Below are 25533 nucleotides of genomic sequence, written 5' to 3' on the forward strand. Positions count from 1 at the left end.
AATCACTAGAAAGCTATACGCTCATTACTAACTCTCAAGGAGGGGGAAATTATTTTTTAGATGAAACCAATCTGTTTTTGATTGACTGTCATTTTCTGGTCAACAAGCCTTATGATGTTGTACGTTTTACACTTAATGCTGACACGCTCCAGTTTGATGCATTAAAGCCTTTTTTTATTGAAGGGCTCACTAAAGGAGAGCATGACATTGAGGTAACTTTACTTTACAACAATCAAGTTGTCAACCAAGCTAAAATGGGGCTACACCTTATCGAAAAAGCTCCTTTAATCAAGAATGATGCTGTAGTTTTAGGTATACTTATTTTAATTTTAGGAGGAATCTTTTACTCTGAAACACTTTCTAGTTTTCAAGGATTTTATAAAATTATCCCAGGACTTTTACTCTGTTATTTTATTCCTGCTTTGTTTAATTCCTTAAACATTATTTCAGGAGAGTATAGTCGATTATACTTTGTTGCTTCTCGTTATTTACTACCTGCTAGTTTAGTTTTATTGTGCTTAAGTATTGATTTAAAAGGTATTGCTAAATTAGGATGGAGAGCCTTGGTCATGTTCTTTACGGGAACACTAGGTATTATCATTGGAGGTCCAATTGCTCTGCTTATTATCGCATCAATAGCTCCTAATATTCTGGGGGCTGATGCTGGAGAAGTCTGGAGAGGCTTAGCAACTGTAGCAGGAAGCTGGATTGGTGGTGGGGCCAACCAAACCGCTATGAAAGAAATATTTGAAACGCCTAATGATATTTTTTCTAAAATGGTAGTGGTAGACGTTATTGTTGCCAATGTTTGGATGGCTATTCTATTATACGGCACAGGTATTTCAAATAAGATTGATCAAAAACTAAAAGCTGATTCTTCGGCAATTAATGCTTTAAAAAACAAGATGGAAACATTAGCAAAAAAAATTGCTAAAATCCCATCTACTACAGACCTAATGATTATTTCCGCTATCGGTTTAGCAGGAACCGGCTTAGCCCATTTTGGAGCCGACATTATTGCTCCGCTACTAAAAGAAAGTAAAGACTTCTTAGCAAGTATTGGCCTTTCTTCTTTAACCAGTGGTTTTTTCTGGTTAATTGTACTTGCCACATTTATTGGGGTTGGCTTATCATTTACTAACCTAAGAAAATACGAGGGTGCAGGAGCTTCTAAAGTTGGTAGTTTATTTCTCTATGTTTTAGTTGCAACCATAGGTACACACATGGATATTTTTGCAATAGCTGAAAGCCCTGGATTATTTTTAGTTGGTTTTATCTGGATGTCTATTCATGCCATTTTAATGTTGCTTGTTGCCAAACTCATTAAAGCTCCTTTCTTCTTTGTTGCCGTTGGTAGCCAAGCCAATGTTGGTGGAGCAGCATCTGCACCAGTTGTCGCTTCTGCTTTTAGTCCATCCTTAGCTCCTGTTGGCGTACTGCTTGCTGTTATGGGTTATGCCGTAGGAACTGGAGGAGCTTGGCTTTGTGCTGTCCTTATGCAAAGCATTCAAATTGGAGGCTAATAACCATGCAACAGTTACTAAAATCAATACAACCATACATTGACCTGACTCCCACTGAAGAGCAATTACTAAGTAACGCCATTACTATACGGACACTAACTAAAAATGAGTTACTTTTATCTGAGGGTAAAATTTCTGATGAAATATACTTTGTAACACAGGGCTGTATTCGTTTGTTTTACAATGTAAATGGCAACGAAAAGACCGCTTTTTTCTATACTGAAAATCAGTTTATTTGCGCTGGCGAAAGCTACACCTTTAACATTCCAGCTCGAGAGAACTATCAAGCTATTGAACCCACAGAAGTAATCATCTTTAAAAAAAATAAAACAGATTTATTATTACAACAACTTCCAAAGTTCGAAATTATAGCAAGAGTTGCTACTGAAAACGAATTGATTACTTGTCAAAAAATAATCGCATCTTTTGTTACCCAATCACCTGAAGAGCGATACAGGGCTTTATCAGAACAACAAGGAGCATTATTTCAACGCGTCCCTCAACAATACATTGCTTCTTTTTTAGGGGTATCTCCAGAAACCTTAAGTCGTATAAAAGCACGTATATTTAAAAAGTAGTATCACTATTTTATCTTTTATCACTCTATTTCATTGAGCACTTCAACAATAAGTTTTTCTTTTTAATTCAAGAAACATCTTAGTCCATGGAGTAACGTATGCTCCAACACTCTCTATTTTTATTCTTTAATTTAATTTTTAACATTAGGCCATCTATAATTAGAGGACCATTCACTTCTTGAAATTTAGCATCAATAGTAGCTAACCAATACTTTCTTGACGTTCGTCAAGAAGAAGTCATTTTCATACCTCTAGCTTTGCATAAAAAAAAGATGAATACGAAAAAAGTTTTGGTTGCTGGAGCAACTGGTTACCTTGGACAATATTTGGTAAAGGAATTAAAAAAACGAGGGTATTGGGTTCGTGTATTAATCCGTAAAAAATCTCAACAAGAGCTATTTGAGGATGTTGATGATATTTTTATTGGGACAATTACTCAGCCAGCAACTATAGCAAACATTACCTCAGGTATAGACTGGGTGTTTTCAACCATAGGGATTACGAGACAAAAAGACAACCTAACATACATGGATGTAGACTTCCAAGGGAATATGAATTTGCTTTCTGATGCTCTTCAACACCATGTAGAGTCTTTTCAATACATTTCTGCAATTAATGGTCACCTACTCAGGCACCTTAAAATATTTGAAGCAAAAGAAAAGTTTGTTGACGCTTTACAAGCCGCCAACATTCATTCATCTATCATTCGACCTAATGGTTTTTTCTCTGACATGCAAGATTTTCTATACATGGCTAAGGGAGGACGAGTATATCTATTTGGAAATGGCAACTTCCAACTCAACCCCATACATGGTGAAGACTTAGCAACAGCTTGCGTAAATATGATGGAGTCCAACAATACTGAAGCTTCCATAGGAGGTCCAGAAATACTTAGTCAAAATGACATAGCAAAATTAGCTTTAACAGTCTGGGATAAACCAATAAAAATCACATACTTCCCCAATTGGACAAGGTTATTTTTGATTTGGACTTTACGTACCTTTACCTCTTCTAAAACCTATGGCCCTATTGAATTCTTTTTAACTGCCATGGCTAATGACAATATTGCTCCTCAGTACGGCTCTAAAAAACTACTAGACTTTTTTAGGAATATTGTTGCACAAAAAAACGCTCAACCTAAATAGATTGAGCGTTTTAAACATAAGCACTTTAATTTAAATCATACAACTTCCGCTTAAACAAACACGGTTGAATGGCTTGGAATTGATTATTCACCCTATCGAAAATCTTACCATCTACTTTTATATTTTTTCCTCCCATTTGCGTTTGAAGCATTGCTTGCATTTCTTTAATCCGAGTGCTTAAAAAAGCAGCTATTAAATCTTTCTCATCATAACTTTCCCATAATTTAGCCATGGTAGAATTATACTTATTCACCTTATAATAAAGCCTATTAAAACCTTTAAAAAAAGTATAATATTCCTTATTTACAATTTGACGCACAACTTCATTTTCATTGGACAACACAAAAATGATTTCATCTATACCTTTTACCTCTATCAAATGAATTAACTCATTTATATTTTCCCCTTTAAGGTCTAATGAGTTTCCCAATGAAGTATAGTAATAGCTTTCTTCATTATAAAAGTCTTCAATTTTTGCTTCTAAATAGTCTGTTGGACAAACAAAATATAAATGCTTTTTCATTCCTTTTTAACTTATTGTTGATATGGAAATGATGAGTGGTGCAAATCTATTTTTAAATTCCCATCGACTAACTGATACCCAAAAGTATACTCTACTTTGACTTCTTCACCATTAACATCTGAAAAGAAATAGTTCCCCATAGCTATTGCCCTTGACGCCTCTAAAATAATTCCTGAATTTTCAAATCTTACTTTTAACCATGGTTGAATTGCAAAGCCTTTATCCTCTTCACAACTTCTATCTTCTCCAGCAATAAAATAAGATTTTGCTTTTTGCTTTGTTGGTCTAAACTGCTCTAACGCACACTTCGTTGGTTTAAACAACACCTCTCCTAATTCAAATGCATATTGTTTGTCTAAAAACTCCTCTGTATACTTTTCACATGCTAGCCTATCCTCTTTTAAAGCTCCTATTTTAACAACCCCTCTTCCCCATTGCTCTTGAGCTTCTATCACTTGTTCTTTTGTAATCATATTTTCTTTTTTTATCAGTTATTTAATATACTTTTTCAATTGGCCATTCGTCTCCATAACCTCTTTTCCAATCATTTGAAACCAAGTCATTTTTACTGATCAAACAAGCATTTAAATCAGCTCTAATCTGTTCTTCATTCATTGACTGACCAATAAATACAATTTCATTTTTACGATCACCAAAGGTACTATCCCAACTCCCCTCTATCTCTTGTCTATTTTCCAAATACGAAACAAACTGTGTTCTTCGTTCAAAAGGCATACTACTCCACCATACTCCTGCACTATCGGCTCGTAAAGAACCTCCAGCTTGTCCCCAAACCAGCGCTTGATTAGGGCGAGATGCAAGCCAGAATAAGCCTTTACTTCTGATTATGGTATTGGGAAATTGATGTTGAACATATCGCCAAAATTTTTCTGGATCAAATGGCTCTTTACTTCTATATACAAATGAACTAATCCCATATTCCTCTGTTTCCGGGGTATGCTCATCTTTTTTTAGCTCTTCAATCCAACCAGCACTTTGCTCAGCTTCTTCAAAATCAAAAAGCCCTGTATTTAAAATTTCTTCGGGTGCTATTTTCCCATGAGTTGACTCAATAATTTTTGCTGATGGGTTAAACTTTTTGATGGATGCTTTCAACACTCCCAACGTGTCTTTTGGAACTAAATCTACTTTATTAATTACAATTACATTTGCAAACTCAATTTGATCAGTCAATAAATTTACAATTGTCCGATAATCCCCCTCAATATCTGTCATTTGTCTATCCATCAACGTTTCAGGACTTCCAAAATCTTTAAAAAAATTATAGGCGTCGACTACAGTAACCATCGTATCAACATAACTAAACCTCGATAAGTCAATTCCGTTCTCCTCATCTACAAAACTAAAAGTTTGTGCTACTGGCACGGGTTCACTGATTCCTGTACTTTCTATTAACAAATAGTCGAAACGCTCTTCTTTTGCCAACCGCTCCACTTCAACCATTAGATCCTCCCTCAATGTACAGCAAATACATCCATTACTCATTTCCACCAACTTCTCTTCTGTTCTTGAAAGTGACTGCTCACTTTTCACTAAATCTGCATCTACATTTACCTCACTCATATCATTAACAATCACTGCTACCTTTAGCCCTTTTTTATTGTGTAAAATATGATTAAGCAATGTCGTTTTTCCTGCTCCAAGAAAACCACTTAAAACAGTTACTGGAAGTTTTTTAATACTCATTATCTACCGATTTACTTTTAAATTTATTTCATGCATCCCCTATTAACGAACATACATCTCTTGCAACAATGTTGCAAATATAAAAAAAAGAATAAGAATGGAAGCTATTAATTTAATATTGTAATGAAAAAGAAAACCTCTCAAAAAAGCCAGCAATCAACTTATATCGAATTATAAATATTGCTCAGCGCTTCCTTTATTGCTCTAAAATCCAATTGTAAATCTAGTTGTTGTGAGAGCCCAATATTGATGACATAAATCAAGGATTCCTTTCTGTAAATGAACTCCCCTTTTTTTAAAGATTCCTCAATACTATCAACTTTTGCCAATAAACATACTAACTGATAATCTTTATTTACAACGCTTGTTTTGTTATTAGGATGCGCTTTGGTAAAATGTTGTGTTGGGGTTAGTTTAATTAAATTTTCGAAGCAATGTGCTAACTCCGGAAATTCTGATTTAGGAAAGATATGATGCACCTGAGTAGCTTCTCCATTAGCCCATTGGTCTTTAACTTCACTTTGCTGATACATTTTACGTATCATTTTCATCACTTTCTGGACCTGATAATCTGAATAGGCTTCACTTTGCTGCATCATCAATGCCTCGTGCTCTTGTATGACCTCATTTCTTGAAGTACTCTTATTCTTCCCTTTATCTCGCCAATTTGGGCGGTTATACATCAAGTCAGTATAATAAAATTGATGAGAAGAAAGTCTTCCTTTTTGAGTTCCTTGAATATTGTTTTGGCAAGCATATACGTTTAATATTTTAGGAAAAATACGATTAACCTCAGTTGTTCCATTAATAGGCGTATTACCTATAATAAAGCGTTGAAAGCGCGACTTTAACACTTCAAAGCTTTCGTTATCAACTGTTCCAGCAATACATTTAGCTTTAAATGCTTCAAAATGCTTCAATTCCTTGCTATCAGAAAGTACTTTGTGTAAATAATAATAGAGAAATAAATAGGCATTTCTTTCCTTCATTGCAATAAATTCAAGGATGGACCTGTTCTTAATCTGGTAATAATTTTTTCTTCCTTTCTTTTGCAGGAACAGCACCCCAGCATACGCTAATGTTCTTAAGGGTTGTGATGTAAACTTATCATACTCTTGACGAGTTGTTTTATTTTGTACATCTGGCTTATTAAAAATAGCTTTAACATTGAAATTAAAATAGTCATCATTCCAGATATCGTCTTTGGTAAACTCAACAGCTCTATCAGCATCGAAATTCAATACACAATCTGCAATAATACTCAACACATCAGGGGTAACCTTTTGGTCCATAAACCTGGCGTCCTTAGTTTTCCTGACATCAAAATCAAATTGTTGGAAGTATTTTTGAATCTCAACTATCATTTATTCAACTACTTTAACAACCCAAAGAAAAACACCGAGTTATTATCTATATTTAAAGACCGTGTTCCAAAATTTCTCGCTACTCGATAATAATCTTCAAATTCTTTGGTACTATAAAACTCCAAATCTTTTTGAGTTGGTAAGCGACTTCCATTTTTCAAGGTCAACAAAGCTACAGAACCGTCTGCTATGGCATTTTTGGGTAAAAAGCTCGCTCTGGGATAATAAGTTAAATTCGGAACCATTACGATTCCTGATTCATTGTAAAACTTTGAAACTGCAAATTCTTCAATTTCATCCACATAACAATCATACCCCTCAATTGCCTTAATCTCATTATTCCCAATATTTCTTGATTTTAACACCCTAACTTTCCCTTTAGATTGGGTCAGAGATTTCGTTATTTGGCGATCTCTGAAACTGTTAAAAATATTGAGTTGCATTTTAGCAACAACCTCATCAAACTGATCATTTCTATAGATCAACCAATAAGGAAATTCATCAGACAACAAATAACTTTTACTTTGTTCTTGGTAGGTCTGTTGAATATAACTTTCTATGGTAATAGTATCGCTATCGGAAGCTGAAGAAGCACATAAAAAGCTGATTGTTTCTATCTTTACTCCTTTAAATGCTTTTTCTCCATAATCACATATTTTCTGTAAATCATGCTTTTTTAAAAGTTCTCTCGTTTTACCAAACTCTGGTGCATTTAACAAGCTCTTTGGTACAACTAAAGACACCACGCCTCCTAAACGCAATGATTTTTCAATAAAGAAAGAAAAAATATTATTAGTATTGGTATTGTAAGCCCCCTGTTTATAATTTTCTAGTAATGCTTTATTTTTGGTTACCTTACCATAAGGAGGATTTCCTACTACAATGTCATATTTCACCTTACAATTCCAATCCAAGAAATCGGTATGTTTATAGTTAATTTTAAAATTTCTAGGAACTTTAACTTTAGCTAGAATTGTTTTTAGAATCTGTAAAGAATTACGATCAATGTCACAAACATCAAGAATGACCTCCTCTTTATCTTCATATTTTTGAAACAACAACGGAATAAAATTACCAACACCAACAGATGGTTCTAGAATTCTAATTTTCTTTTTCTTTTTAAGTTGAGGCAAATCTTTAATAACCGAGTATGCAATGTCTTTTCTTGTAAAGTAGGCACTGGTGTTTAGTCTTTCAGAATTGGAATGCTCTGCAATAAGGAAAATATTGTCTAAAGAATATTTTTTAAAGTTCGATTCAATGAACGCAATGATATGCTCTGTTTGATTGAGCTCATATTTTGCTTCTAGCGCATTAATTTGAGCAATCGACAGACTTTGATACTTACTTACTTGCTTAATATTGGAAGCTATACTTTTAAAAACTCCTGTAGGTACGGCTTCTCCTAAGCAATGTCTAATATTCAATTCTTCTTTTTTTAAGAATGCTGTTTTATCCAACTCCGTCATTTCATTAAGAGTCGCTGCTTTAATGTCAGACCATTCAAATGACTCTGGAATGGACAGCATTCTCATTAACTCTCTAATAGAAAACACTCTATTATCTGACGGATGCACGGTGTTTTGGCTTGCTAAAATATCGTTTCTAGTATGTACACAAGGGCCTTCTTTATCCCAATACCAACGAGCATACTTATTCCCGTTTTTACTTTTATTATATACAACCTCCCCATTAATTACTCGATGGGGGATACGAGTTGGCTCAACATTTTCGAAAGCCGACTGTCCCTCATTAAGGTTTTCAATCCAAGGCAACATCCTTAAATCAAACGCTCTGTACGAATGATAAATATCCTCAGAAATCTCTCCCATTTTCGTTAATGACGGTAAATCTCCTATCAACTCCCTTAATGTTTTTGACTTTTGTTTCTTAGGAAAAATATCATAAGGAGTAATGTTAAGAATATCCTTTCTTACCCCAATCACCAATGTTCTAGTCCTACTTGAATTGGCTCCATATTCCTTGAAGTTAACTATTTTTGAAAGAATATTATAGGTTCCACCTAGGTTCTCCCTAATAGCTTCCTGAATTGGTTTATCAACACCGTCTACATCTGTACATGTTGTTGTTAAAAATGCCCTAACATTCTCAAAAACAAAAAATTTCGGCAGTATATTATTGGTCAATTTAATCGATTCAACCACCAATGAGTTTCTCGACTTTTCATCATTTTTTTTATGGTTGGCAACAGACATTCCCTGACATGGAGGAGTTGCAATTAAAACATCTGGTGCACTAATTTTATGTTTGGTTTTCCAAAGTTCTAATTCGGCTAAAAGCTGCTGTTTAACATCGCTTTTAGAAATATCTCCACTTATGTAACCACTTTCGTATCGACACTTATTATTAAAAGCCTGAATTTTAAGTCGTTTTGCCAACAACTCATTCGTTGCGATACATTCAAAACCATTTTGTTTAAAACCATAGCATCCTACTCCTGCACTGCTAAACAGACTTATGTATGTTAATGGTTTTTTCATATTTAGCAAATGTAAACATAAATTGAGTTTTATCCCAAGGCTATTGTTTTTTTAGCTCCAAACGCTATACAATCACTAATAATCGAAACCTACTACCAACAATAACTTTAGACATTATTTAATTCGACTGGATTTCGGTCGATTGACTATAAACAATCTAATAAGGAAAGACAACAAATAAGAGTAAAAAACAAAACAAGCGTTATTCTCCTATCATTTAAACGACTTTCAACCTATTTAATCTACTATAGAAGAAAAATAAAAATGTTTATATCACAACTGCAACCCTCTATCAAAATGAGTAATATCTACATTTGAGATAGCTTGCCTAATTTCAGCTACATCCTGCTCAGTTCCAATTTGAAAACCATAATGAACAACTATATAGCGAATATATTCATTACAATTAACTCTATGTATAATTTTACCTACACCAGCTGTAAAGGCTGCTCTAAAAGCTCGAGGAAAACGCTCTATATTTCGATAACAATGAATTCTTCCTTCACTTCCCCATGCTCCTTGATTTTCATTATGTTCCCAATGTATTGATGTCGTGCCATCATTTTTAGATAAAAAACCTAAAGCTTCAAAGAACTCTTGATTTGAAGCAAATTCAATTTGTTGATTTTTCCCAAATATTAATTGTGCCATTTTTTTTAATTAAAACTCCTCCATTTTAAACTTTGACGAGGGTGTTGATTTAACATTAAGTATTCCTCTATAAAGATAGTTAATTTAAAGCTTAAACATCAAGAATAAGAGTTTAACATAACTCACTAGGTATAAAGCCCCAACTCACGTCTTCTATACCCAACCAAGCTTTAATGTTCTATCTTCCCCACTAAATTTTCGCTATAAAAAGCAATAGTTTCTTACCCATTACCAATCAGAAATTGGTTATCTTGCCATCACAACAATTGACATCGCTACTCATGAAATATTTTATCATTCTCCTAACCCTGGCTTTTAGCCCTTATACAAAAGCTCAAAATTCTGAAAAAGACCTAATAAAAAAGACTATAGACACTTTCTTTCATCACTTTCACAATAAGGACACCACTGCTTTACGCTCAAGTTTTCATCCTGACAACAAAATGCAAACCACGGGAACTGATCAAAATGGAAATGCCAGGATTAAAACTGAAAGTGTAAATGACTTTTTTAAAAGCCTTGTTAGCATCCCAGATTCTATTAACATTAAAGAACAGCTTATTGATTACCAAATCATGATTGATGGCCCAATGGCAACAGTATGGACCAACTATAAATTCTACGTAGATGGAAAATTTAGTCATTGCGGCGTCAACAACTTTCAACTATTTAGAGATACCCAAAAAGGCTGGTTAATTACTTATTTGGTAGACACCAGAAGAAGAAAAGGATGTGAGGAGTAAAAGTAGTTTTCTATTAACTTTCGTTGATATAATAGTCTGCCATAGTTCCCTAAAGAACAATTAACAAACATCTATGTTGAAACAAAAAATCGTTAACATATTATTCATCAATTTGGCTTTTATCTTATTCCTTAGTTGTAATGCGGGACTAGGAAATAAAAAAAACACAACTTCTACCTCTGAAGTAATAATCAAAAAAACGGACACCATAATTACTAAAAACGGTAAACACCTCTTAATTATTGAAGCAATTGATTCTCTTCATTTTTTTTCTACCAAGGCTAAAAGTGGTTATAAAAATGATGATTTTTTAAAAATTACCGACTTCTATGAAGCGAAAAAACGACTTAAAAACATCGCTGAATTTGATGATACAGCGATGGAACCTCCTGTCGTTTTAAAATTACGAGATAGAAGAAATAGAACAATAAAAATAGACGATTATTACGCTTTCGTTGCATATTACCCCGAAGAGGATATATTACTGTGTGAAGGGGGACATTCAATAGATGTAAGTTTCAACTTGAAAAACGGTGAAAGAACAGTACAAACAGGTAATCCTGAAGTTATTAAATCATCACCCACCAAAAAATATAGACTAAATGGTCACTTCGGGGGGCAACAATGCTACACTTATTTTATCCAAGAACGTTTTGATAAAAGTTTCAAAAAAGTAGTTTTATTGGGTGAAGCCTTTGAAAAAACAACCAACAGGTCACTTTGTGTAATTGGAGATGCCTTTTGGATTAATGACCATGTTTTATACTTAGCTGAAGACTCAAACTTTGGCGTTGACATTAAATACTTTAAAATTGAGATGATTAAAAAACAATGAACGTCCTCCGTTTGTTTTATAAAAAACAGTGATAACTAACCAATACAAATTCATTGAAATGCATCAACCGAAAATCCAACTACTCCTTTTGTTTCTTTTAATTTATCAAGCAAACGATGCTCAACTACTGAAAATTTTAAAAAAAGCTCATGATCCTGCTGGCATATTTTCCTCCAAAGGCTCTAATCCAACCTCAAGTATTCCTTTAAACCCTTTGGAAGGTATAATTCCTTCCCCAACAGAAAAGCTCAAAGACATTATTGAAGATGGGAAAATAACAAAGAGTGAAGTCGAAAGCTTTTCTTCCGCAACCATTGGTGAATCTTTTCAAATTACAGGTAACACAATCGAAGTATTATCTGACAATCATCAAGTTCTTGGAGAACTAAGTTTAAATGCTTTAAACCTGCTGAGTAAAATTGAAAGCTGTTCTGCTATTGACAAAAAATTAAATCTTCGTTTGTTAAAATCTATTGGCCTCCCCATCTCTGACAATGATCTAAAAAGTTTAGAGACCTATCTCGATAAAGAAAAGATAGCTTTAGAAGAATTAATTCAACTTCGTCAAAAAGCTTTAGAAGTTGACAAAAGTGTCGGTAAAATATCTTCAGAAACATTGAAATATTTAGGTAAATACTTCATACTATCATCTAATGGGTTTCCCAAAAAAGAAAAGAGTGATGTAAAATATGATCGTGAGCCAAGCATAGCTGGTGTTGAAATCCCTCTCTCTTCATTAGATAAAATACTCAATCAGCTATTATTAAATAACCAACAAAAAGTAAAAGAAGAAGATTCTAACCTTGAAATCATAACCCCAGGTACAAGTGACATCATCTACAATTTAGAAAACAACACTTTCGAATTAAAAATTCAAGATATTAAACTTAAAATGACTCAAGCAGGATTGAAAGTTTTAACATTATCTATAAAAGAAATGCAGCTACAACTTGTACCAATAAAAGATACCTCTGGAGTATTGTCTCTTAAACCCATCCTATATTATTTAGACATCAAAAATTCTCCTCCAATTATAGATAAAAGTATTGCTTGGCAATTAACAGATTTATTTTTACCTACAGCCAATATGGATATAGATTTAAATACCCCTTTGGAGTTGCCTCTAGAAATCGAAAATGCTAGTCTAGATCATCTACTGTTAAATACAGAAAACTTTACCCAACAACTATTTATTGATGAAAAAGGTTTAGGTGTCTCCTTTATAGACTCTACTGTTTCTCCCATGCTCTTTGAATCCAATTCCATTTCGATCAATTTTACAGACTATTTTTTTAAATCAATGTTAAAAGAGGCTTTGATAACTAGTGATGAGTTGAAAATAAACATCTCAAAGAAAATAAAACGCTACGACGAGGGGTACTCTCATATTTTTATTAAAGACATTAATGACTTAAAAATGAACAAGGATGGGAATATTTATTTCGATTTAAAATTAACTGTTCATTTAAGGCGGTTTCTAGGTATACGACCACAGATTAATTTACCATTTAATCACTTCGGTTTCCATCTAACCCCAATAATTGATACTGAAGCTGACAAGATTAGTTTTCACATGAAACCTGTAATAGACTCTATTGAAGTAAAAGGTAAACAGTATAAAACTTGGATGCTGAAAAAAGCGTTAAGGTTAATGAACCAATCTAAACTAACAATTAAAACAAGTAAATCCGACCTTAAGGAATTTGAAAACCTCAATTACTTAGACAGTAAAGGCTATCCCATTCTTCCCATTGAAAGAGAATTAAATATCAACAGAACTGAGGGGCTTTGGCAAATACAGTTTAACTTTAACAAATAAAAGTAGCAATTGACGAAGCGCAAAAACGTTATAGACACCATTCAATCACAACTAACATGACCATCAGAACATATCAAAAAGAAGATTATGCCGCATGTATGGAAATACTAAAAAGTAATACCCCTCAATTTTTCGCTATGGAGGAAATTCCTCTTTTTGAAGAATGGTTGATAGCGCAAGAAAAAGGATTATTGGCCTACGCAGTTTCTGAAAAAGAATATTATTACGTGTTAGAAGACAACGACGAAATTATAGGTTGTGCAGGATATTTATTAGTTAAAAACACTAATGAAATATACCTCTCATGGGGAATGGTTAATCGTAGATTTCAAAAATTGGGTTATGGTAAAAAGCTGCTTAAATATAGAATCGATTCTATTTCACAACATTTCCCTGACAAGAAAATAGTTTTGGCAACCACACAAAACATTGCTCCCTTTTTTGAAAAATATGGTTTTAAAACAACCAACATCAAGCCTAAATTCTATTCCGAATCCTTAGACCGATACGAAATGGAGAAATAATATACTAAATTTACAATACTCAATAACTTACTTTAAAGAGGAACTTCTAATACTTTTTGTTTATAATGCCAGTTGGCAACCATAAACCTAAATAAAAACATAAAGAATAGAATTTTATTACAAATGGATTTATCCTTTATTTTTAAAGATGAAATGAAGATGCAAGAAATTACATAGAGGCTCCTTAATTCCAGTAGAGAAAGGATTAGGAATGATTTTATAATCAAAAATGCTAAAATTATAACAACATAAACTGGTTTTGTCGTAACTTTCAGCTAGTTATCATAAAAAAATAAAAAAATGGATGAACCACCGTTTAGATGCGCAACAAAAGAAGCATTAAATGAATTAGAAATTGAGCTTAACCTCAAAGAAAAAAATCCATACTGGGAATCAATGGTGGGTAAATCATATACACCAGGAAACCCTAATGATATAGAAGAGTATCTTGATTATTATTTACAATTAAAAAATGATGATAAAAAATTTACTCTTATGGAAATGATATTAGATTCACTTGCAGACCAGCCAACGGAATCTGATTTTTTAACATTTTGGCAAAAAGCGAAACCAATATTAATCAGAGACTATTTAATCCATGAATTTACAATTCATTATTGGATACAAATGACAGAAGAATTTGAAAGGAGTTACATTATGACTGCTCTAATTCAAAATTTAATAGCTGAGATGAATCCAGATAAGCCATAAATTGTATACAATAGTAGCCCACAATATGAGAAAAATCCAGCATACGTAACTTTCATTTGTATAATAGTTGACATATAAAAAATGATTATCAAACGACATAAGATATTAATACTAACAGGTGTTCTTTTGTGGGTTTCGGGATTTTTTATGGCAGCTATGACAATCTACCCTTTCGCATTGATTGGAGTTTACGTTGGCCCACCAATTTTAACAATGGGTATAGTTGGTTGGATAATAAACTACAAACATACCAAGAGTCAATTTCCTAATCCAATTAGAGCATTCAACCGAATATTAAAAAAGCACAAAGGACTACCGAAATATCATTTCGCAATGTTTGAATTTTTGTTCTCCTATCTACTTCATTTTTGGACTTTTTGCATAGTATTTTGGATTGGAATTGCCTTTTTAGGTACAACAGCTTTTAAAAATTCCAATGCGTTTGCAACAACCAAAAATTATGTTGAAAGTGACAGCCGACTGATAGAACGAATTGGACAAATTAGATACTATGGATTTCTTATTGGCGGGACGATTTCTTCAAGTGGAGATGCTGACATCTCTTTTTCAATAATCGGAGATAAAGAAACAATTAATGCGAAAGCGATACTTGAAAGAGGAAAAGTGACAGAAATAAAATATAAGCAACATTAGCCCACTTTTCTTCCCCAAACAAAAGAAAGCCGCTAATCAATAGACTAACAGCGCTATACACGATTTTCCTCTTGCCCTATTTTTAATAAAAAAAGTTTAAATTTTATCCAACTACACATCACCATCTAAAAAAGCACATAAAACCACTATTACGTTTATTTATAAATGAATAGTAAAAAACATTGAATAACTTCTTTTCACAGGTGGTTATCTATAGTTTTTTTTTAGTAACTTCTGTTTATATAATAGTTAGTGGCAATTCAAAAAAGACACCCATCATGCATAAAGAAATAGAAACATTAATTATCAAGGAAAAAGAACTTCAAGAAAGAATTAATGGATTGACAGACTTATTTAAGAGTTTTCAAGAAGTTGAAAAACAAAATTTGTCAAATAGCATAATTGATAAATTAATTCGAATCCAAGAATCAGCATTGAGTGACAATATCACATTAATTGAGGCTTATGCTTCAGTGAGATATGTTTTAGAAACACTTATACAAACTGAATTGTTATTGAAAGAACCAAGCTATACTTTTAAACTATATTATTCAATATGTACCCATCAGATTGATAAGTATCAGAAGTTTATTAATCGAATCCATGAGGAAATAAAAATTATGGAATCTTATGAAAATGAAGATAAGAAACTAATGGATATAGTAACAGATAGAATAGCTAAGGGAGAAGATTCTTCTCTAGTAATGAAAGAACATGATGAAGCGCAAAAACAGTTAGATGATAAAGCCGATTTAGAATTTACAATGTTTACATCCGATTATAAGACTAATGGTTATGGAGTTACAGCACATCTATTAAAGAACAAGATTTTACCAGATTACGAGCAAGCATTAAAGGATATAGAAGAATCTAATCAAAAGACAGCAAAAAGTATTGTAAAACTAGAACGAATTTCTACGTTATTTGATTTTAAAAATCAGTATAGTCGAGTGTTTAAAGAATTGAAGGATGGACGTTCTTGGAAAAAGAAAGCAGAAGAAGCAAATCTTAGTAATGAGTATAAGGTGATTTATGATTTATCAAGTGCTTTACTTCACTCTACTTCATATAGCTATAATACTTCTAGTGACTATACCGATGCTGATAAAGACATTGCATTGAAAATGATATTCAAGTACTCAAAGAAAATTAATCACAATATTAATAAGTATCTTGACTTGAAAAGATATAGCAAAATAACAGTGGTAAATGTTGAAGAGGAATGAAGAAAAGCCACTAACAAAGTACATAAAACATTTGTCGGAAAGTGCTAATTTTAAGGTCTATACATTTAATAAAAACTGTAACGGTTTGACAGGTCGGCTCTCCGAAATGCCAAACGTTTCATATACATAGCCGTTAAACGTTAGTCTCCTCTCCTCTTTCCGAAAAAAAACGCTGCTAACCAAAAGACTAACAGCTCTTTACACAAGTGGATTCTGTAAGGTTCTTATCTCCCTTCATTAATCAAACTACAAACTGTACCAACTAAAAAACAAACATAAAACCACTATTACGTTTATGTATAAACAATAGTAAAAAACATTGAATAACTTATTTTCATAAGTGGTTATCTATAGTTTTTTAGTAACTTCCGTTTATATAATAGTTAGCTGTAACTTTAAAATAGAGACATCATGACAATAAAAGAAGCAATTTTACAGAGTTTAGAAGATTTAAAAAAAATAGCGACTTATATGGAAGTTCATGACCATATAATCAAGAATAACTATTATGACTTTAAAGATGCAAAAACGCCACCTGCAACTATTTCTGCATTGCTTGGTGACTTTATTAGACTTGGTGATTCTCGTGTAAAGCGTTTAAAAGGAAAAGGAGGAACTTTTTCATACTATCTGACAAAATTTGAAAAAGATTTAGATGTTGAAAAAGTTGTAATTCCCTCGACTGAAACCAAAACAAAGAGAAAAGATAAGACTTACCAAGAGAGAGATTTACATCTTCTTCTAAGTAGTTATCTAAAACACCAGGACTTATATTCGAAAACAATATTCCACGAAAAATCTACAGGAAACGATAATCACCAAAAATGGATTCATCCAGATATGGTTGGGATAGATTTTTTAAATCTTCAGTCAAAATCAACGCAGACTTTATTAAAAGTCATAAACAATGCAGACACTTTCAAAATCAATTCATACGAAATAAAGAAAGAAATCAATACTGATTACGAATTGAAAAAAACATTCTTTCAGGCAGTTTCAAATTCAAGTTGGGCAAATTATGGATATTTAGTTGCTTTTGAAATTAGTGACAGCCTAAATGAAGAAATGGAAAGATTAAGTCAGTCATTTGGAATTGGAATAATTGAATTAAAAGCAAATCCATTTGAAAGTAAGATTCTATTTCCATCGAAATACAAAGAACTTGACTTTAAAACAATTGATAAACTCTGCAAAATCAACAAGGATTTTGACAGGTTTATAGAACAGGTCGAAAAACTATTAACTGCATCGGAAAGATATGTAAAATCGACTGAACGAGAATTGGTTGACTTTTGTGATAAATACATGACAAATGATACAGAAATTGAAAAATATTGTCAAGAAAAGAATATTCCAATAGAAAAAGCAGCAGGTAACAATGTTTAAAAAACATAAGTGGTTCAGTCGTTTACGGAAGTTTGGAGCATTTAATCAGCTCCGCCAAATCTTCGATTTGATGGGTTATTTAAAAAAAACGATATGACAAATCTTGAAATTATTACGAAATTAAAAGAATCCACTTTTACAGACGAAGATGGAGAAAAATATCAACTTGAATTTCAAGATGGATTGACTGATTCCGAAATTGAACAGCTTAAAGAGCAATTCCCAAGTAACAATATTGACAGTGAAATAATTGAAATACTGAAAGAGACCGAAGGTTGGGACGGTTATGGACCTGAAATGGTTTGTTTTGACTCTATTGGACAATTCGGATTTTGGGAATTATCTGCAAACTCCATTACTCTTGGACACGATGGGTATGGAAATCATTGGATTTTGGATTTAAATGAAAACGGAAAACCTAACAAAGTGTTTTTTGCTTGCCACGACCCAGCTGTATTTGTTGTTCATTCTCAAAACCTGAATGAATACTTAAAACATTTATTAGAATTTTACGAAAGCCCTGACAAATGTCATCTGAATGAAATTCACGAGAAAACCGTAATGACAATTTGGAATAAAAATGACCTATGTTCGCCTAAAACCGAATTTGAAAATCAAAATCCTGAATTCAAAGACTTTCTGAATAAATTTGACGGAGACGAATGGACTATTGCTGACTTGAGAACTGGAAAAAACAAAGATGGTTTTGCTTGGGGAAAGTTTGGAGCGAATCAGTTTACGGAAAGACATCCGACTGAATTGGTATGGGTAATTAAGAATAAGAAAAAAAGCTTTTTATCAAGACTTTTTGGAAAATAAAAACAACTGCTAACAGTGGCTATAAGTAATTGCTTGTTCTCGCCTACTTCTGAGGTTAACCGTTAGTCCCCTCTCCTCTTTCCCAAAACAAAAAACGCTGTTAATCAAAAGACTAACAGCGTTTAACACAAGTGGGCCCTGAAGGGCTCCTCTAAACCATATTTCATTGACACACTAACTATTTGTACCAACGTTTGAACTAACAAAAGAACTTTTTCTTGAAGTGTTTAATTTTTATCAAACTACTTATAACCATCTAAAAAGGTATATAAACCACTATTACTATTGTTTATAAATAACAATAAATAACTTCTTCTCACAGGCGGTTCTCTATAGTTTTTTTAGTAACTTCCGTTGATATAATAGTTACAACCTAATTAAACAACCTCACCCATCATACAAAAAGAAAAATTTAAATGGAATCACAAAAGACTCAATCCGAAACAGTAATTAGATTCAAGTGGTTTGACAAGCACCCCGCTAAAAGTATTATTCTATACACTATTACAATTGGTGTAGTGACTTGGGGAATTTTTGGTTTTTTATTAGACGATAGAAAAGAAAATCTGCATAAAACAGAAATTGAATTATTGAACTTCAAACTTGATAGTAATAAAGTTATTGAAGGTCAGCTACTAGCAAGAGTCGATTTTTTAGAAAAAGAAAATATGACGCTGAGAGAACAGAATTATAAATACTACGAATGGATTTCAAACTCACCCAAAACACTTGCTTATCTTGAGAAAGAAAATTCATCAATGAGAAAGAAAATTTCAAAATTGAAAGAAAATGAAGCTGACCAACTGATTGAAGATTCAAGTAAAGTAGAAACCGTCCATGAAAAATATCACATTAACTCTAACCGACTTGAAAAAGGCGAAGCATTTATAGATGAACTTACGGGAGCTTCGTTATGTGTAACGGACATAAGTTTTTTAAATGATGTTGACGGTCATTATAATCTTCCCAACAGCTCACAAAAGGACTTTTATAATTTAAAACCTGGTATTTCATGGGGATTTAAGGATAAGGGGAGAGAATATAAGATTTATTTACAAGAAATAGATTATCCTACAGGGACTTACAAAGTAATGCTTAGAGAGCAATAACTAACGGTAACAATGTATAAAAATAATAGCCGAGATAGCAGTAACTTAAAGGGGAGGCCACTTCAACCTTCGTGTCATTTGACAGGTTTGAAGCCCTCAATCGGTTACTATTCCTATACGAAACGTTACCCACAAGTTGGAAAACCAACCTCACAAAAGCAAAAAATAATATCGTACACATTACTTTTTTCCCACCTCTGACAGATAATGCTAACTATAGTCTGTTGTTTAGGCTGAATACTAAAATTAGCTTTGCATACTTTAGTTAGCAATGAATTCAAAACAAAACATACTAATTAAATTTGGAGAAAGAGTTCGAGAAATCCGAAAGGAAAATGGTCTTTCTCAAGAAGAATTAGCTCATAAAGCTGATTTACATAGAACATATATTGGTATGATTGAAAGAGCAGAGAAAAATATAACTTTGGTAAATATCTTAAAGATATCAGATGCTCTTGGGGTTCAAGTTAAAGACTTATTTGATTATGGCACTAACTGACCTCCCTCATAACATTTTAAACGATTATGAAGTTCATGAATACAAACATGCAGTTGCTATTCTAAAAAATGACTTCCCAAATGAATATCAAGACCTGATAGACGTTCTTAATAACTTTACACTAAAACGTTCTGAAATTCTTGCGCCAGGGGGTAGAAAAAGTCCCATTGCAGCAAGGCTTGACGAATTTCTTTACGATCGAAATTGGAAGGAACATAATTTCAATACAACTTTGACAATTGATGGGACTGAATATCATACCCCTACTCACAAAATTGATTGTTATAAGAATAGGATTGCACTTGATGTAGAATGGAATAATAAAGACCCTTTTTATGATAGAGACTTAAATAACTTTAGATTACTTCATGATAGGGGTGCTATAAGTATGGCTATAATAATTACAAGATGTTCTTCTCTTCAACAAATTTTTAAACAACTAGGAAAAGGTAATTCTTATGGTTCTTCTACAACACATTTAGGAAAACTGCTTCCTAGAATAGATGGTGGTTCAGGCGGAGGATGTCCTTTACTTGTTTTTGGAATACATCCTAATAAATATGACCCAAATAGTTAATTATTTGGGGAGCAAATAATTAAAGCTTCTTTTACATTTCGGCTTTTATCTCCTTGCCTCCCCATTGTACTGTGCTTATAGTCTATCTCTCTAATTTCTATATTATAATTTAAAAATATAGTTTCTGCAATACTCAAAAGTTTTTCCAAACTAATCATTCCAGTATCACTGTAACTTAAAATTAGAGTACTATTTGCATTAAATACCTTTTCAAACATTGTCTCAAAAGCGTTTTTAACTTTAGTTTTTATGCAAAATGGCGATTGATGTCTATCGGTTCTATATCTTCCCTTATACTTGACCTCGGGATAATCATAACGAGCTAATGTCTCTAATGCATGATAAAATCTACTATAATGAACAAATTGATACGGAGGATCTGAATATACAATTGAACCTTCCTCAATATTATCTAATAATTCAGAGAAATCAAGTTGTGTGGCTTCAAACTCAAATCTATTTGGGTTATTTTCATGAAAGGTTTCTCTTAGAGAATTAAATTTTTGTTTAAACAAAGGAAGGACTTCCTTTCTTCGATAGAATAGAATGTCTTTCATATTAGACTCGTTTACATCTCTATATTGAGCATAATGTCCTGTACTTTGGGTACAGTAAGACATCGCAAACATAAGTGAAGACATAATTGCATTATAGATAAATGTATTTCTATATTTTTCACTCCTAGCAACTCCTGAAAGAGCATCAATCCAAACACATTGTTCATAGGACCAGTAAGTTCCACTAAAATTTTTAGCAAATAAATGATCTAAACCATTAAACCCAAAGTTTAGAAGACTTTGTTGCTTTTCTTCCAACTTTTTAATTTCCTGAAATGTCAGTGAATTAGAATAATCAAATTTAAAATCTTTATTAGCCTTTTTGAACCTTAACACTTTTGCTTCTGCCTCAGTTATAATTTCATCTAATAAATTAACAGAATAATTATTCCAATCATAATTTTTAAGGTAAGTTCCTGCAAGTATACTTGTGTAAGTTTGGATGTCATTACATGTTACATTTAATTTATTTCTGTATGCCCCACTAACTACTGCTGAACCTCCAAACACATCATAAAGTCTTTGATTTTCATTCTCTAAAACATCGTCAATAGCCTCCACTACGAAATCTAAAATATTTCGTTTTGACCCCATATATTTTATGATATGTAGAACCTCCATTTAATGATAATTATAGTATGCAAATCTAATATTAATAAATGAATTAAACAAACGACTGAATAAAACCTCAAATCTATTTTCAAACACATTGCAATTCGTGTTCCTGATGTTGCAAAGAGCTTTCAAGCCAACGCTGACTGTTAAATAGGACGAACAAGCCAGTGGGTAACAACGTATATAAAAAAAGCGATTTAAGTGCTTATTTCAAAGTGGTTTTCGTACTTTTAAAGCATCTAATAATCCGAAAAGTTAGTACTTATAAATCCGCTACTTTTCATATACAAGACCATTAACCGTTAGTGCAAAACAACTGGAAAACTACACGAAGTTTGCAATGCAAGAAAAACAAAAAGTTTCTGTAATTTTAGGAGTTGGAGGCCCACCTTCTAACCCTGATAAAATTTACTTAGTTCCATTAAAAAAGTTTAATACAGACGGCTCTATTAATGAGTTAACAGTTAATAAATATAAACGTGATAAAAGTAAATTAAAATTTGATATAAAGACACAAACAATTGTTTAATACCAAAATACCTTACCAATAACTTTCACTAAAAAGACCTCATATATACAAAATAAGCAAAATAGTAGTAAAATCAAATGTTGCAGTTTGCTTCAAAATTATTAGAGAGAACATTGTAAAACATAAACAGAATTTAGATAAGTTTAAAACAAAGCTAAATAAATAACATATTTTCTATATACGTTAATTTATTCAGTGTTTTTTAAAATATCTATACCCGACCGATAGTTTTGATACATAATGTTTGTAAGTTCAGTTAAACTTTCTCCATATTCAGTTAAGTCTACTATTTTACCATTATCTATATTTTCTTTAACCCCTCTCATATAATCCCCTATAGAATTTACGTCCTTTTGAAATGTTAATAAAATATCGTTTGATTTAGAGTAGAAAGATTGAGATAGATTACTTGATTTTTTTCGTAAATAATTTTCTAATTCAAATACTCTGCTCCAATTGTTAGGGTCAAAATGCCCTGATTTTATTTCCTTAAAAACTACTTGACGCATGAACACTTCTAATTCAGCAAATTTTTCGAAGACCTGATCTCTTTCTGTTTTTAGGTTCTTATTTCGACTAGTTATTTTGTTGTTGGAAATCAAATCGGCTGTGATTAAAACAACAATTATAAAACTAATACCAATGTAATGTACAGTTTGAATTTCTTGAGCAGCAAATTTTGCAAAAGAGACATCAGAAAAATATGCTTGAACCTCAATTATCGGCATTGATCCTAATACAACTAAACTTCCAATAAGATAAGAAGCCATTCTTCGATAATAATATTTTGGATTTCTTACTAGAACTATAACAAAAACAAGAATTCCAACTAATAAAACGATAACACCCCAATTAAAAGGCATGAAAAGTAATATAAAGGATAAAACCATTGCTGCTATTCCTGCTATTGCAGAACTTTTTACCCAATTTTGGTCGTTATTTGCTTTCATTTTCATTGCTTTATTATACGGACTGTTCTATTGAGGATTTAACAGGTTATTAAAACAAACGTGACAACAGTATATTAAAGTTTGATAAAGACTTCATCCTAGCACTTCTCTCTAGCAATAACTTTCACTAAAAAGACTTCAAGCACATCTCTTTTCAGTATATCTTGCTCATCAAAGTCTATTTTGTTTTCAGGAATTAAACGAAGTTTATCATCATCCTTTGCTTTTCTTATATATTTAATTGTTCTCCAATCCTCAGTAAGAATCGCATAAATCTCACCATATAGGATTTTGTCTATCGTAGTCTTTTTTATACCTATTTTATCCCCACTTTGTACAACAGGGACCATACTATCACCAAAAGCTGGCACAACAGCATCACAATCTTTAAATAAATTTATACTAAAAAGTGTAAAACAAATGTACCAACAAAATTAAAATTAAACGGTTTTAAACGGTTTATTTATTAAACCGTTATAGCCCGAAATAAACCGTTTGATTTTCCAGAACCCCAACAAAACAAGGGCATACAAACAAAAAACGCCCAATCCATAAGGGATTGAGCGTTTTACACAAGTGGTGCAAAGCGGGGAAGTATCGAATTTTTTTAAGAAAGATTTTGAGTCAGTTTTATTGATTACAAGTAAGAATATCCTGTAACGTTGAGTATATGGTGCGTAAGAGATTGCGGATTATAAACCTATCAAGATACACCAAAACTGATGTGGGTGAAAATGCTCGCCCCCCTTATGCACTATATAAATTGTTCTACGCTTTTCTTAATTTCACTTTTGTCTCTTCACATTCAACTATTTGTCTTAATTTATTCGCATAAGGAGCTAAATGATAGACTTCCCAAGCTAAATTTTTCACTATAAACTCAACTTGTCTACGCACATCAGTAATTGTAAATCCAGTTTCCAACTCTTGAAACATTTGATTGATATTACTCTTAGTGCCGCTATCGATTAGTTCTAATTCTCTAAAACTTAAATCATGTGCAAATCGATTTCGTATCTTTCTAATTACATTTATTTTCACAAACAAATCATTATCACATAACTGAAAAGATTTTAACAAGTTAGTTTTCAGCGAGAAAGTCAACTCTTTTGAATTGTTATCCGTCAAATTTTTATATTCAGGAAATAGTATTTTTAATAAAACCTCAATTTGATTCTCAATGATTATTGCGGAAACTAAAATTAATGTTCTGTCATCAGTGGATGATTCGAGTGCATCCAATTCATCTTCCAAATCGAATGATTGATTAATTGTAAGCGTTCGGTCAATTTCAAAATCTATAATCATGGTCTACAAAAATTTTATTGTTTTTAAAGCCCTGAAAAGAGCTTTGTGATGATCAAAATCACAATTGCCATCTAAGAAGATGTTTTTAATTAGCTCTGATGAATGATCAACATAAACGTTAATTTCCTGATTAATACATTCAAATTCTTGTCCAGATAATAATGATAAGTCCAAATTTGAAAAATCAGGTTTTATCCTAAATAGTGCTTTCTCAAATGGTCTTTTAATAAGATTGTCAAAATATTCAATATCAGATGAAGTAAATACTAATTTATTTTGAACAAAAGATTTTGGATATTCTGTTTTTACGGTGTTTAGGATTAATTCATCGATTTCATCGTGAGGATAATTCTCTTGCTTAGGATAGCCAGAGATTAAATTTGAAAGATTATTACTATCCTTCTCTTCTGGGAGAATTTTATATTCTTCCGTAAAGTTTCTTTCATATATTATAAATCCAATTGGTAAATTTTCAGGATGCCAATTTTGAGAAACAATGTTAATTCTCTTTATAATCTTCATTTCAGATACAGGTAAAACGGTTTGTGTTTTATTCATTTTTGTATTTTAATTAGATATTTATCTGTTTTTTTGAATTACGCCCAACGGTTTGTGTATGAGTAGTAAGGGGATAAACATACACTAATTTCCGGGTTTAACACTTAGCCAAATTTGCAATT

General features: G+C 32.3%; 27 protein-coding genes. 16 read left to right on the top strand and 11 right to left on the bottom strand.

Annotated features, from left to right (window positions below; translation table 11 throughout):
* Positions 1-254 precede the first annotated feature (254 nt).
* The 3 genes from N4A35_16855 to N4A35_16865 all read left to right on the top strand — a co-directional run bounded on the left by N4A35_16855 (position 255) and on the right by N4A35_16865 (position 3246).
* Positions 255-1523 carry a DUF819 family protein gene (locus N4A35_16855; protein ID MCT4583083.1) on the top strand — a complete coding sequence of 423 codons (1269 nt, stop codon included), beginning with the start codon at positions 255-257 and terminating at the stop codon, positions 1521-1523.
* 5 nt (positions 1524-1528) lie between these two features.
* Complete coding sequence (locus N4A35_16860; protein MCT4583084.1) at positions 1529-2101, top strand: Crp/Fnr family transcriptional regulator; 573 nt, start codon at positions 1529-1531, stop codon at positions 2099-2101.
* A 272-nt stretch (positions 2102-2373) separates the two neighbouring features.
* Positions 2374-3246: an SDR family oxidoreductase gene (locus N4A35_16865; protein ID MCT4583085.1), complete on the top strand. Its 873-nt coding sequence runs from the start codon at positions 2374-2376 to the stop codon at positions 3244-3246.
* A 25-nt stretch (positions 3247-3271) separates the two neighbouring features.
* On the opposite strand, the gene N4A35_16870 is transcribed toward N4A35_16865, so the two are convergent.
* The 6 genes from N4A35_16870 to N4A35_16895 form a co-directional block, all read right to left on the bottom strand.
* The gene (locus N4A35_16870; protein MCT4583086.1) at positions 3272-3769 is read right to left on the bottom strand and encodes a hypothetical protein; all 498 of its coding nucleotides are present in this window, start codon (positions 3767-3769) and stop codon (positions 3272-3274) included.
* Positions 3770-3780: 11 nt separating this feature from the next.
* Entirely contained in the window at positions 3781-4242 is a 462-nt protein-coding gene (locus N4A35_16875) for a hypothetical protein (GenBank protein MCT4583087.1), read from the bottom strand.
* Positions 4243-4264: 22 nt separating this feature from the next.
* Complete coding sequence (locus N4A35_16880) at positions 4265-5470, bottom strand: GTP-binding protein (protein MCT4583088.1); 1206 nt, start codon at positions 5468-5470, stop codon at positions 4265-4267.
* Positions 5471-5637: 167 nt separating this feature from the next.
* Entirely contained in the window at positions 5638-6840 is a 1203-nt protein-coding gene (locus N4A35_16885) for a hypothetical protein (protein ID MCT4583089.1), read from the bottom strand.
* An 8-nt stretch (positions 6841-6848) separates the two neighbouring features.
* Complete coding sequence (locus tag N4A35_16890) at positions 6849-9341, bottom strand: DNA cytosine methyltransferase (GenBank protein ID MCT4583090.1); 2493 nt, start codon at positions 9339-9341, stop codon at positions 6849-6851.
* A 273-nt stretch (positions 9342-9614) separates the two neighbouring features.
* Positions 9615-9992 carry a hypothetical protein gene (locus tag N4A35_16895; protein ID MCT4583091.1) on the bottom strand — a complete coding sequence of 126 codons (378 nt, stop codon included), beginning with the start codon at positions 9990-9992 and terminating at the stop codon, positions 9615-9617.
* A gap of 281 nt (positions 9993-10273) precedes the next feature.
* Here N4A35_16895 and N4A35_16900 point away from each other — a divergent pair, with 281 nt between their 5' ends.
* The 12 genes from N4A35_16900 (at position 10274) to N4A35_16955 (ending at position 20894) form a co-directional block, all read left to right on the top strand.
* Positions 10274-10735, top strand: a complete 462-nt coding sequence (locus N4A35_16900) for a nuclear transport factor 2 family protein (GenBank protein ID MCT4583092.1) — start codon at positions 10274-10276, stop codon at positions 10733-10735.
* A 73-nt stretch (positions 10736-10808) separates the two neighbouring features.
* Complete coding sequence (locus N4A35_16905; GenBank protein MCT4583093.1) at positions 10809-11570, top strand: hypothetical protein; 762 nt, start codon at positions 10809-10811, stop codon at positions 11568-11570.
* Between the two features lie 58 nt (positions 11571-11628).
* Complete coding sequence (locus N4A35_16910) at positions 11629-13389, top strand: hypothetical protein (GenBank protein ID MCT4583094.1); 1761 nt, start codon at positions 11629-11631, stop codon at positions 13387-13389.
* Positions 13390-13445: 56 nt separating this feature from the next.
* Positions 13446-13913 carry a GNAT family N-acetyltransferase gene (locus N4A35_16915; GenBank protein ID MCT4583095.1) on the top strand — a complete coding sequence of 156 codons (468 nt, stop codon included), beginning with the start codon at positions 13446-13448 and terminating at the stop codon, positions 13911-13913.
* A 300-nt stretch (positions 13914-14213) separates the two neighbouring features.
* Entirely contained in the window at positions 14214-14624 is a 411-nt protein-coding gene (locus N4A35_16920) for a hypothetical protein (protein MCT4583096.1), read from the top strand.
* Between the two features lie 81 nt (positions 14625-14705).
* On the top strand, positions 14706-15278 hold the full coding sequence (locus tag N4A35_16925; protein MCT4583097.1) for a cytochrome c oxidase assembly factor 1 family protein: 573 nt from the start codon (positions 14706-14708) through the stop codon (positions 15276-15278).
* A gap of 278 nt (positions 15279-15556) precedes the next feature.
* Positions 15557-16504 (top strand): hypothetical protein, encoded by a 948-nt coding sequence (locus tag N4A35_16930; GenBank protein MCT4583098.1) that lies wholly within the window; start codon positions 15557-15559, stop codon positions 16502-16504.
* Between the two features lie 411 nt (positions 16505-16915).
* Positions 16916-17890, top strand: coding sequence for a hypothetical protein (locus N4A35_16935; GenBank protein ID MCT4583099.1), 975 nt, complete (start codon positions 16916-16918; stop codon positions 17888-17890).
* A 93-nt stretch (positions 17891-17983) separates the two neighbouring features.
* Entirely contained in the window at positions 17984-18709 is a 726-nt protein-coding gene (locus tag N4A35_16940; GenBank protein ID MCT4583100.1) for an SMI1/KNR4 family protein, read from the top strand.
* A gap of 416 nt (positions 18710-19125) precedes the next feature.
* Entirely contained in the window at positions 19126-19818 is a 693-nt protein-coding gene (locus N4A35_16945; protein ID MCT4583101.1) for a hypothetical protein, read from the top strand.
* A 271-nt stretch (positions 19819-20089) separates the two neighbouring features.
* Positions 20090-20317 carry a helix-turn-helix transcriptional regulator gene (locus N4A35_16950; GenBank protein ID MCT4583102.1) on the top strand — a complete coding sequence of 76 codons (228 nt, stop codon included), beginning with the start codon at positions 20090-20092 and terminating at the stop codon, positions 20315-20317.
* Positions 20304-20894, top strand: coding sequence for a hypothetical protein (locus N4A35_16955; protein MCT4583103.1), 591 nt, complete (start codon positions 20304-20306; stop codon positions 20892-20894). The genes N4A35_16950 and N4A35_16955 overlap by 14 nt, the downstream gene beginning before the upstream one ends.
* On the opposite strand, the gene N4A35_16960 is transcribed toward N4A35_16955, so the two are convergent.
* Positions 20891-22045, bottom strand: coding sequence for a DNA adenine methylase (locus tag N4A35_16960; protein MCT4583104.1), 1155 nt, complete (start codon positions 22043-22045; stop codon positions 20891-20893). The genes N4A35_16955 and N4A35_16960 overlap by 4 nt on opposite strands.
* A 361-nt stretch (positions 22046-22406) precedes the next feature.
* Here N4A35_16960 and N4A35_16965 point away from each other — a divergent pair, with 361 nt between their 5' ends.
* Positions 22407-22595, top strand: a complete 189-nt coding sequence (locus tag N4A35_16965; protein ID MCT4583105.1) for a hypothetical protein — start codon at positions 22407-22409, stop codon at positions 22593-22595.
* A 188-nt stretch (positions 22596-22783) separates the two neighbouring features.
* Here N4A35_16965 and N4A35_16970 read toward each other — a convergent pair whose 3' ends face one another.
* The 4 genes from N4A35_16970 to N4A35_16985 form a co-directional block, all read right to left on the bottom strand.
* Complete coding sequence (locus tag N4A35_16970; protein ID MCT4583106.1) at positions 22784-23545, bottom strand: hypothetical protein; 762 nt, start codon at positions 23543-23545, stop codon at positions 22784-22786.
* 98 nt (positions 23546-23643) lie between these two features.
* Positions 23644-23946, bottom strand: coding sequence for a S24 family peptidase (locus N4A35_16975; protein MCT4583107.1), 303 nt, complete (start codon positions 23944-23946; stop codon positions 23644-23646).
* 367 nt (positions 23947-24313) lie between these two features.
* Positions 24314-24853, bottom strand: coding sequence for a hypothetical protein (locus N4A35_16980; GenBank protein MCT4583108.1), 540 nt, complete (start codon positions 24851-24853; stop codon positions 24314-24316).
* Positions 24854-24856: 3 nt separating this feature from the next.
* The gene (locus N4A35_16985) at positions 24857-25411 is read right to left on the bottom strand and encodes a hypothetical protein (protein MCT4583109.1); all 555 of its coding nucleotides are present in this window, start codon (positions 25409-25411) and stop codon (positions 24857-24859) included.
* Between the last annotated feature and the right edge of the window lie 122 nt (positions 25412-25533).

The sequence above is a fragment of the Flavobacteriales bacterium genome, from assembly GCA_025210295.1.
GTDB lineage: Bacteria > Bacteroidota > Bacteroidia > Flavobacteriales_D > Parvicellaceae > S010-51.

What these genes read in the sequence shown, in the direction of transcription:
- N4A35_16895 (MCT4583091.1), bottom strand. Translation starts at nt 9,992, where the DNA reads ATGGCACAATTAATATTTGGGAAAAATCAACAAATTGAATTTGCTTCA.
- N4A35_16855 (MCT4583083.1), top strand. Translation starts at nt 255, where the DNA reads ATGGGGCTACACCTTATCGAAAAAGCTCCTTTAATCAAGAATGATGCT.
- N4A35_16865 (MCT4583085.1), top strand. Translation starts at nt 2,374, where the DNA reads ATGAATACGAAAAAAGTTTTGGTTGCTGGAGCAACTGGTTACCTTGGA.
- N4A35_16950 (MCT4583102.1), top strand. Translation starts at nt 20,090, where the DNA reads ATGAATTCAAAACAAAACATACTAATTAAATTTGGAGAAAGAGTTCGA.
- N4A35_16955 (MCT4583103.1), top strand. Translation starts at nt 20,304, where the DNA reads ATGGCACTAACTGACCTCCCTCATAACATTTTAAACGATTATGAAGTT.
- N4A35_16945 (MCT4583101.1), top strand. Translation starts at nt 19,126, where the DNA reads ATGGAATCACAAAAGACTCAATCCGAAACAGTAATTAGATTCAAGTGG.
- N4A35_16930 (MCT4583098.1), top strand. Translation starts at nt 15,557, where the DNA reads ATGCATAAAGAAATAGAAACATTAATTATCAAGGAAAAAGAACTTCAA.
- N4A35_16885 (MCT4583089.1), bottom strand. Translation starts at nt 6,840, where the DNA reads ATGATAGTTGAGATTCAAAAATACTTCCAACAATTTGATTTTGATGTC.
- N4A35_16970 (MCT4583106.1), bottom strand. Translation starts at nt 23,545, where the DNA reads ATGAAAGCAAATAACGACCAAAATTGGGTAAAAAGTTCTGCAATAGCA.
- N4A35_16900 (MCT4583092.1), top strand. Translation starts at nt 10,274, where the DNA reads ATGAAATATTTTATCATTCTCCTAACCCTGGCTTTTAGCCCTTATACA.
- N4A35_16890 (MCT4583090.1), bottom strand. Translation starts at nt 9,341, where the DNA reads ATGAAAAAACCATTAACATACATAAGTCTGTTTAGCAGTGCAGGAGTA.
- N4A35_16875 (MCT4583087.1), bottom strand. Translation starts at nt 4,242, where the DNA reads ATGATTACAAAAGAACAAGTGATAGAAGCTCAAGAGCAATGGGGAAGA.
- N4A35_16925 (MCT4583097.1), top strand. Translation starts at nt 14,706, where the DNA reads ATGATTATCAAACGACATAAGATATTAATACTAACAGGTGTTCTTTTG.
- N4A35_16920 (MCT4583096.1), top strand. Translation starts at nt 14,214, where the DNA reads ATGGATGAACCACCGTTTAGATGCGCAACAAAAGAAGCATTAAATGAA.
- N4A35_16870 (MCT4583086.1), bottom strand. Translation starts at nt 3,769, where the DNA reads ATGAAAAAGCATTTATATTTTGTTTGTCCAACAGACTATTTAGAAGCA.
- N4A35_16860 (MCT4583084.1), top strand. Translation starts at nt 1,529, where the DNA reads ATGCAACAGTTACTAAAATCAATACAACCATACATTGACCTGACTCCC.
- N4A35_16965 (MCT4583105.1), top strand. Translation starts at nt 22,407, where the DNA reads ATGCAAGAAAAACAAAAAGTTTCTGTAATTTTAGGAGTTGGAGGCCCA.
- N4A35_16940 (MCT4583100.1), top strand. Translation starts at nt 17,984, where the DNA reads ATGACAAATCTTGAAATTATTACGAAATTAAAAGAATCCACTTTTACA.
- N4A35_16980 (MCT4583108.1), bottom strand. Translation starts at nt 24,853, where the DNA reads ATGATTATAGATTTTGAAATTGACCGAACGCTTACAATTAATCAATCA.
- N4A35_16935 (MCT4583099.1), top strand. Translation starts at nt 16,916, where the DNA reads ATGACAATAAAAGAAGCAATTTTACAGAGTTTAGAAGATTTAAAAAAA.
- N4A35_16915 (MCT4583095.1), top strand. Translation starts at nt 13,446, where the DNA reads ATGACCATCAGAACATATCAAAAAGAAGATTATGCCGCATGTATGGAA.
- N4A35_16910 (MCT4583094.1), top strand. Translation starts at nt 11,629, where the DNA reads ATGCATCAACCGAAAATCCAACTACTCCTTTTGTTTCTTTTAATTTAT.
- N4A35_16905 (MCT4583093.1), top strand. Translation starts at nt 10,809, where the DNA reads ATGTTGAAACAAAAAATCGTTAACATATTATTCATCAATTTGGCTTTT.
- N4A35_16985 (MCT4583109.1), bottom strand. Translation starts at nt 25,411, where the DNA reads ATGAATAAAACACAAACCGTTTTACCTGTATCTGAAATGAAGATTATA.
- N4A35_16960 (MCT4583104.1), bottom strand. Translation starts at nt 22,045, where the DNA reads ATGGGGTCAAAACGAAATATTTTAGATTTCGTAGTGGAGGCTATTGAC.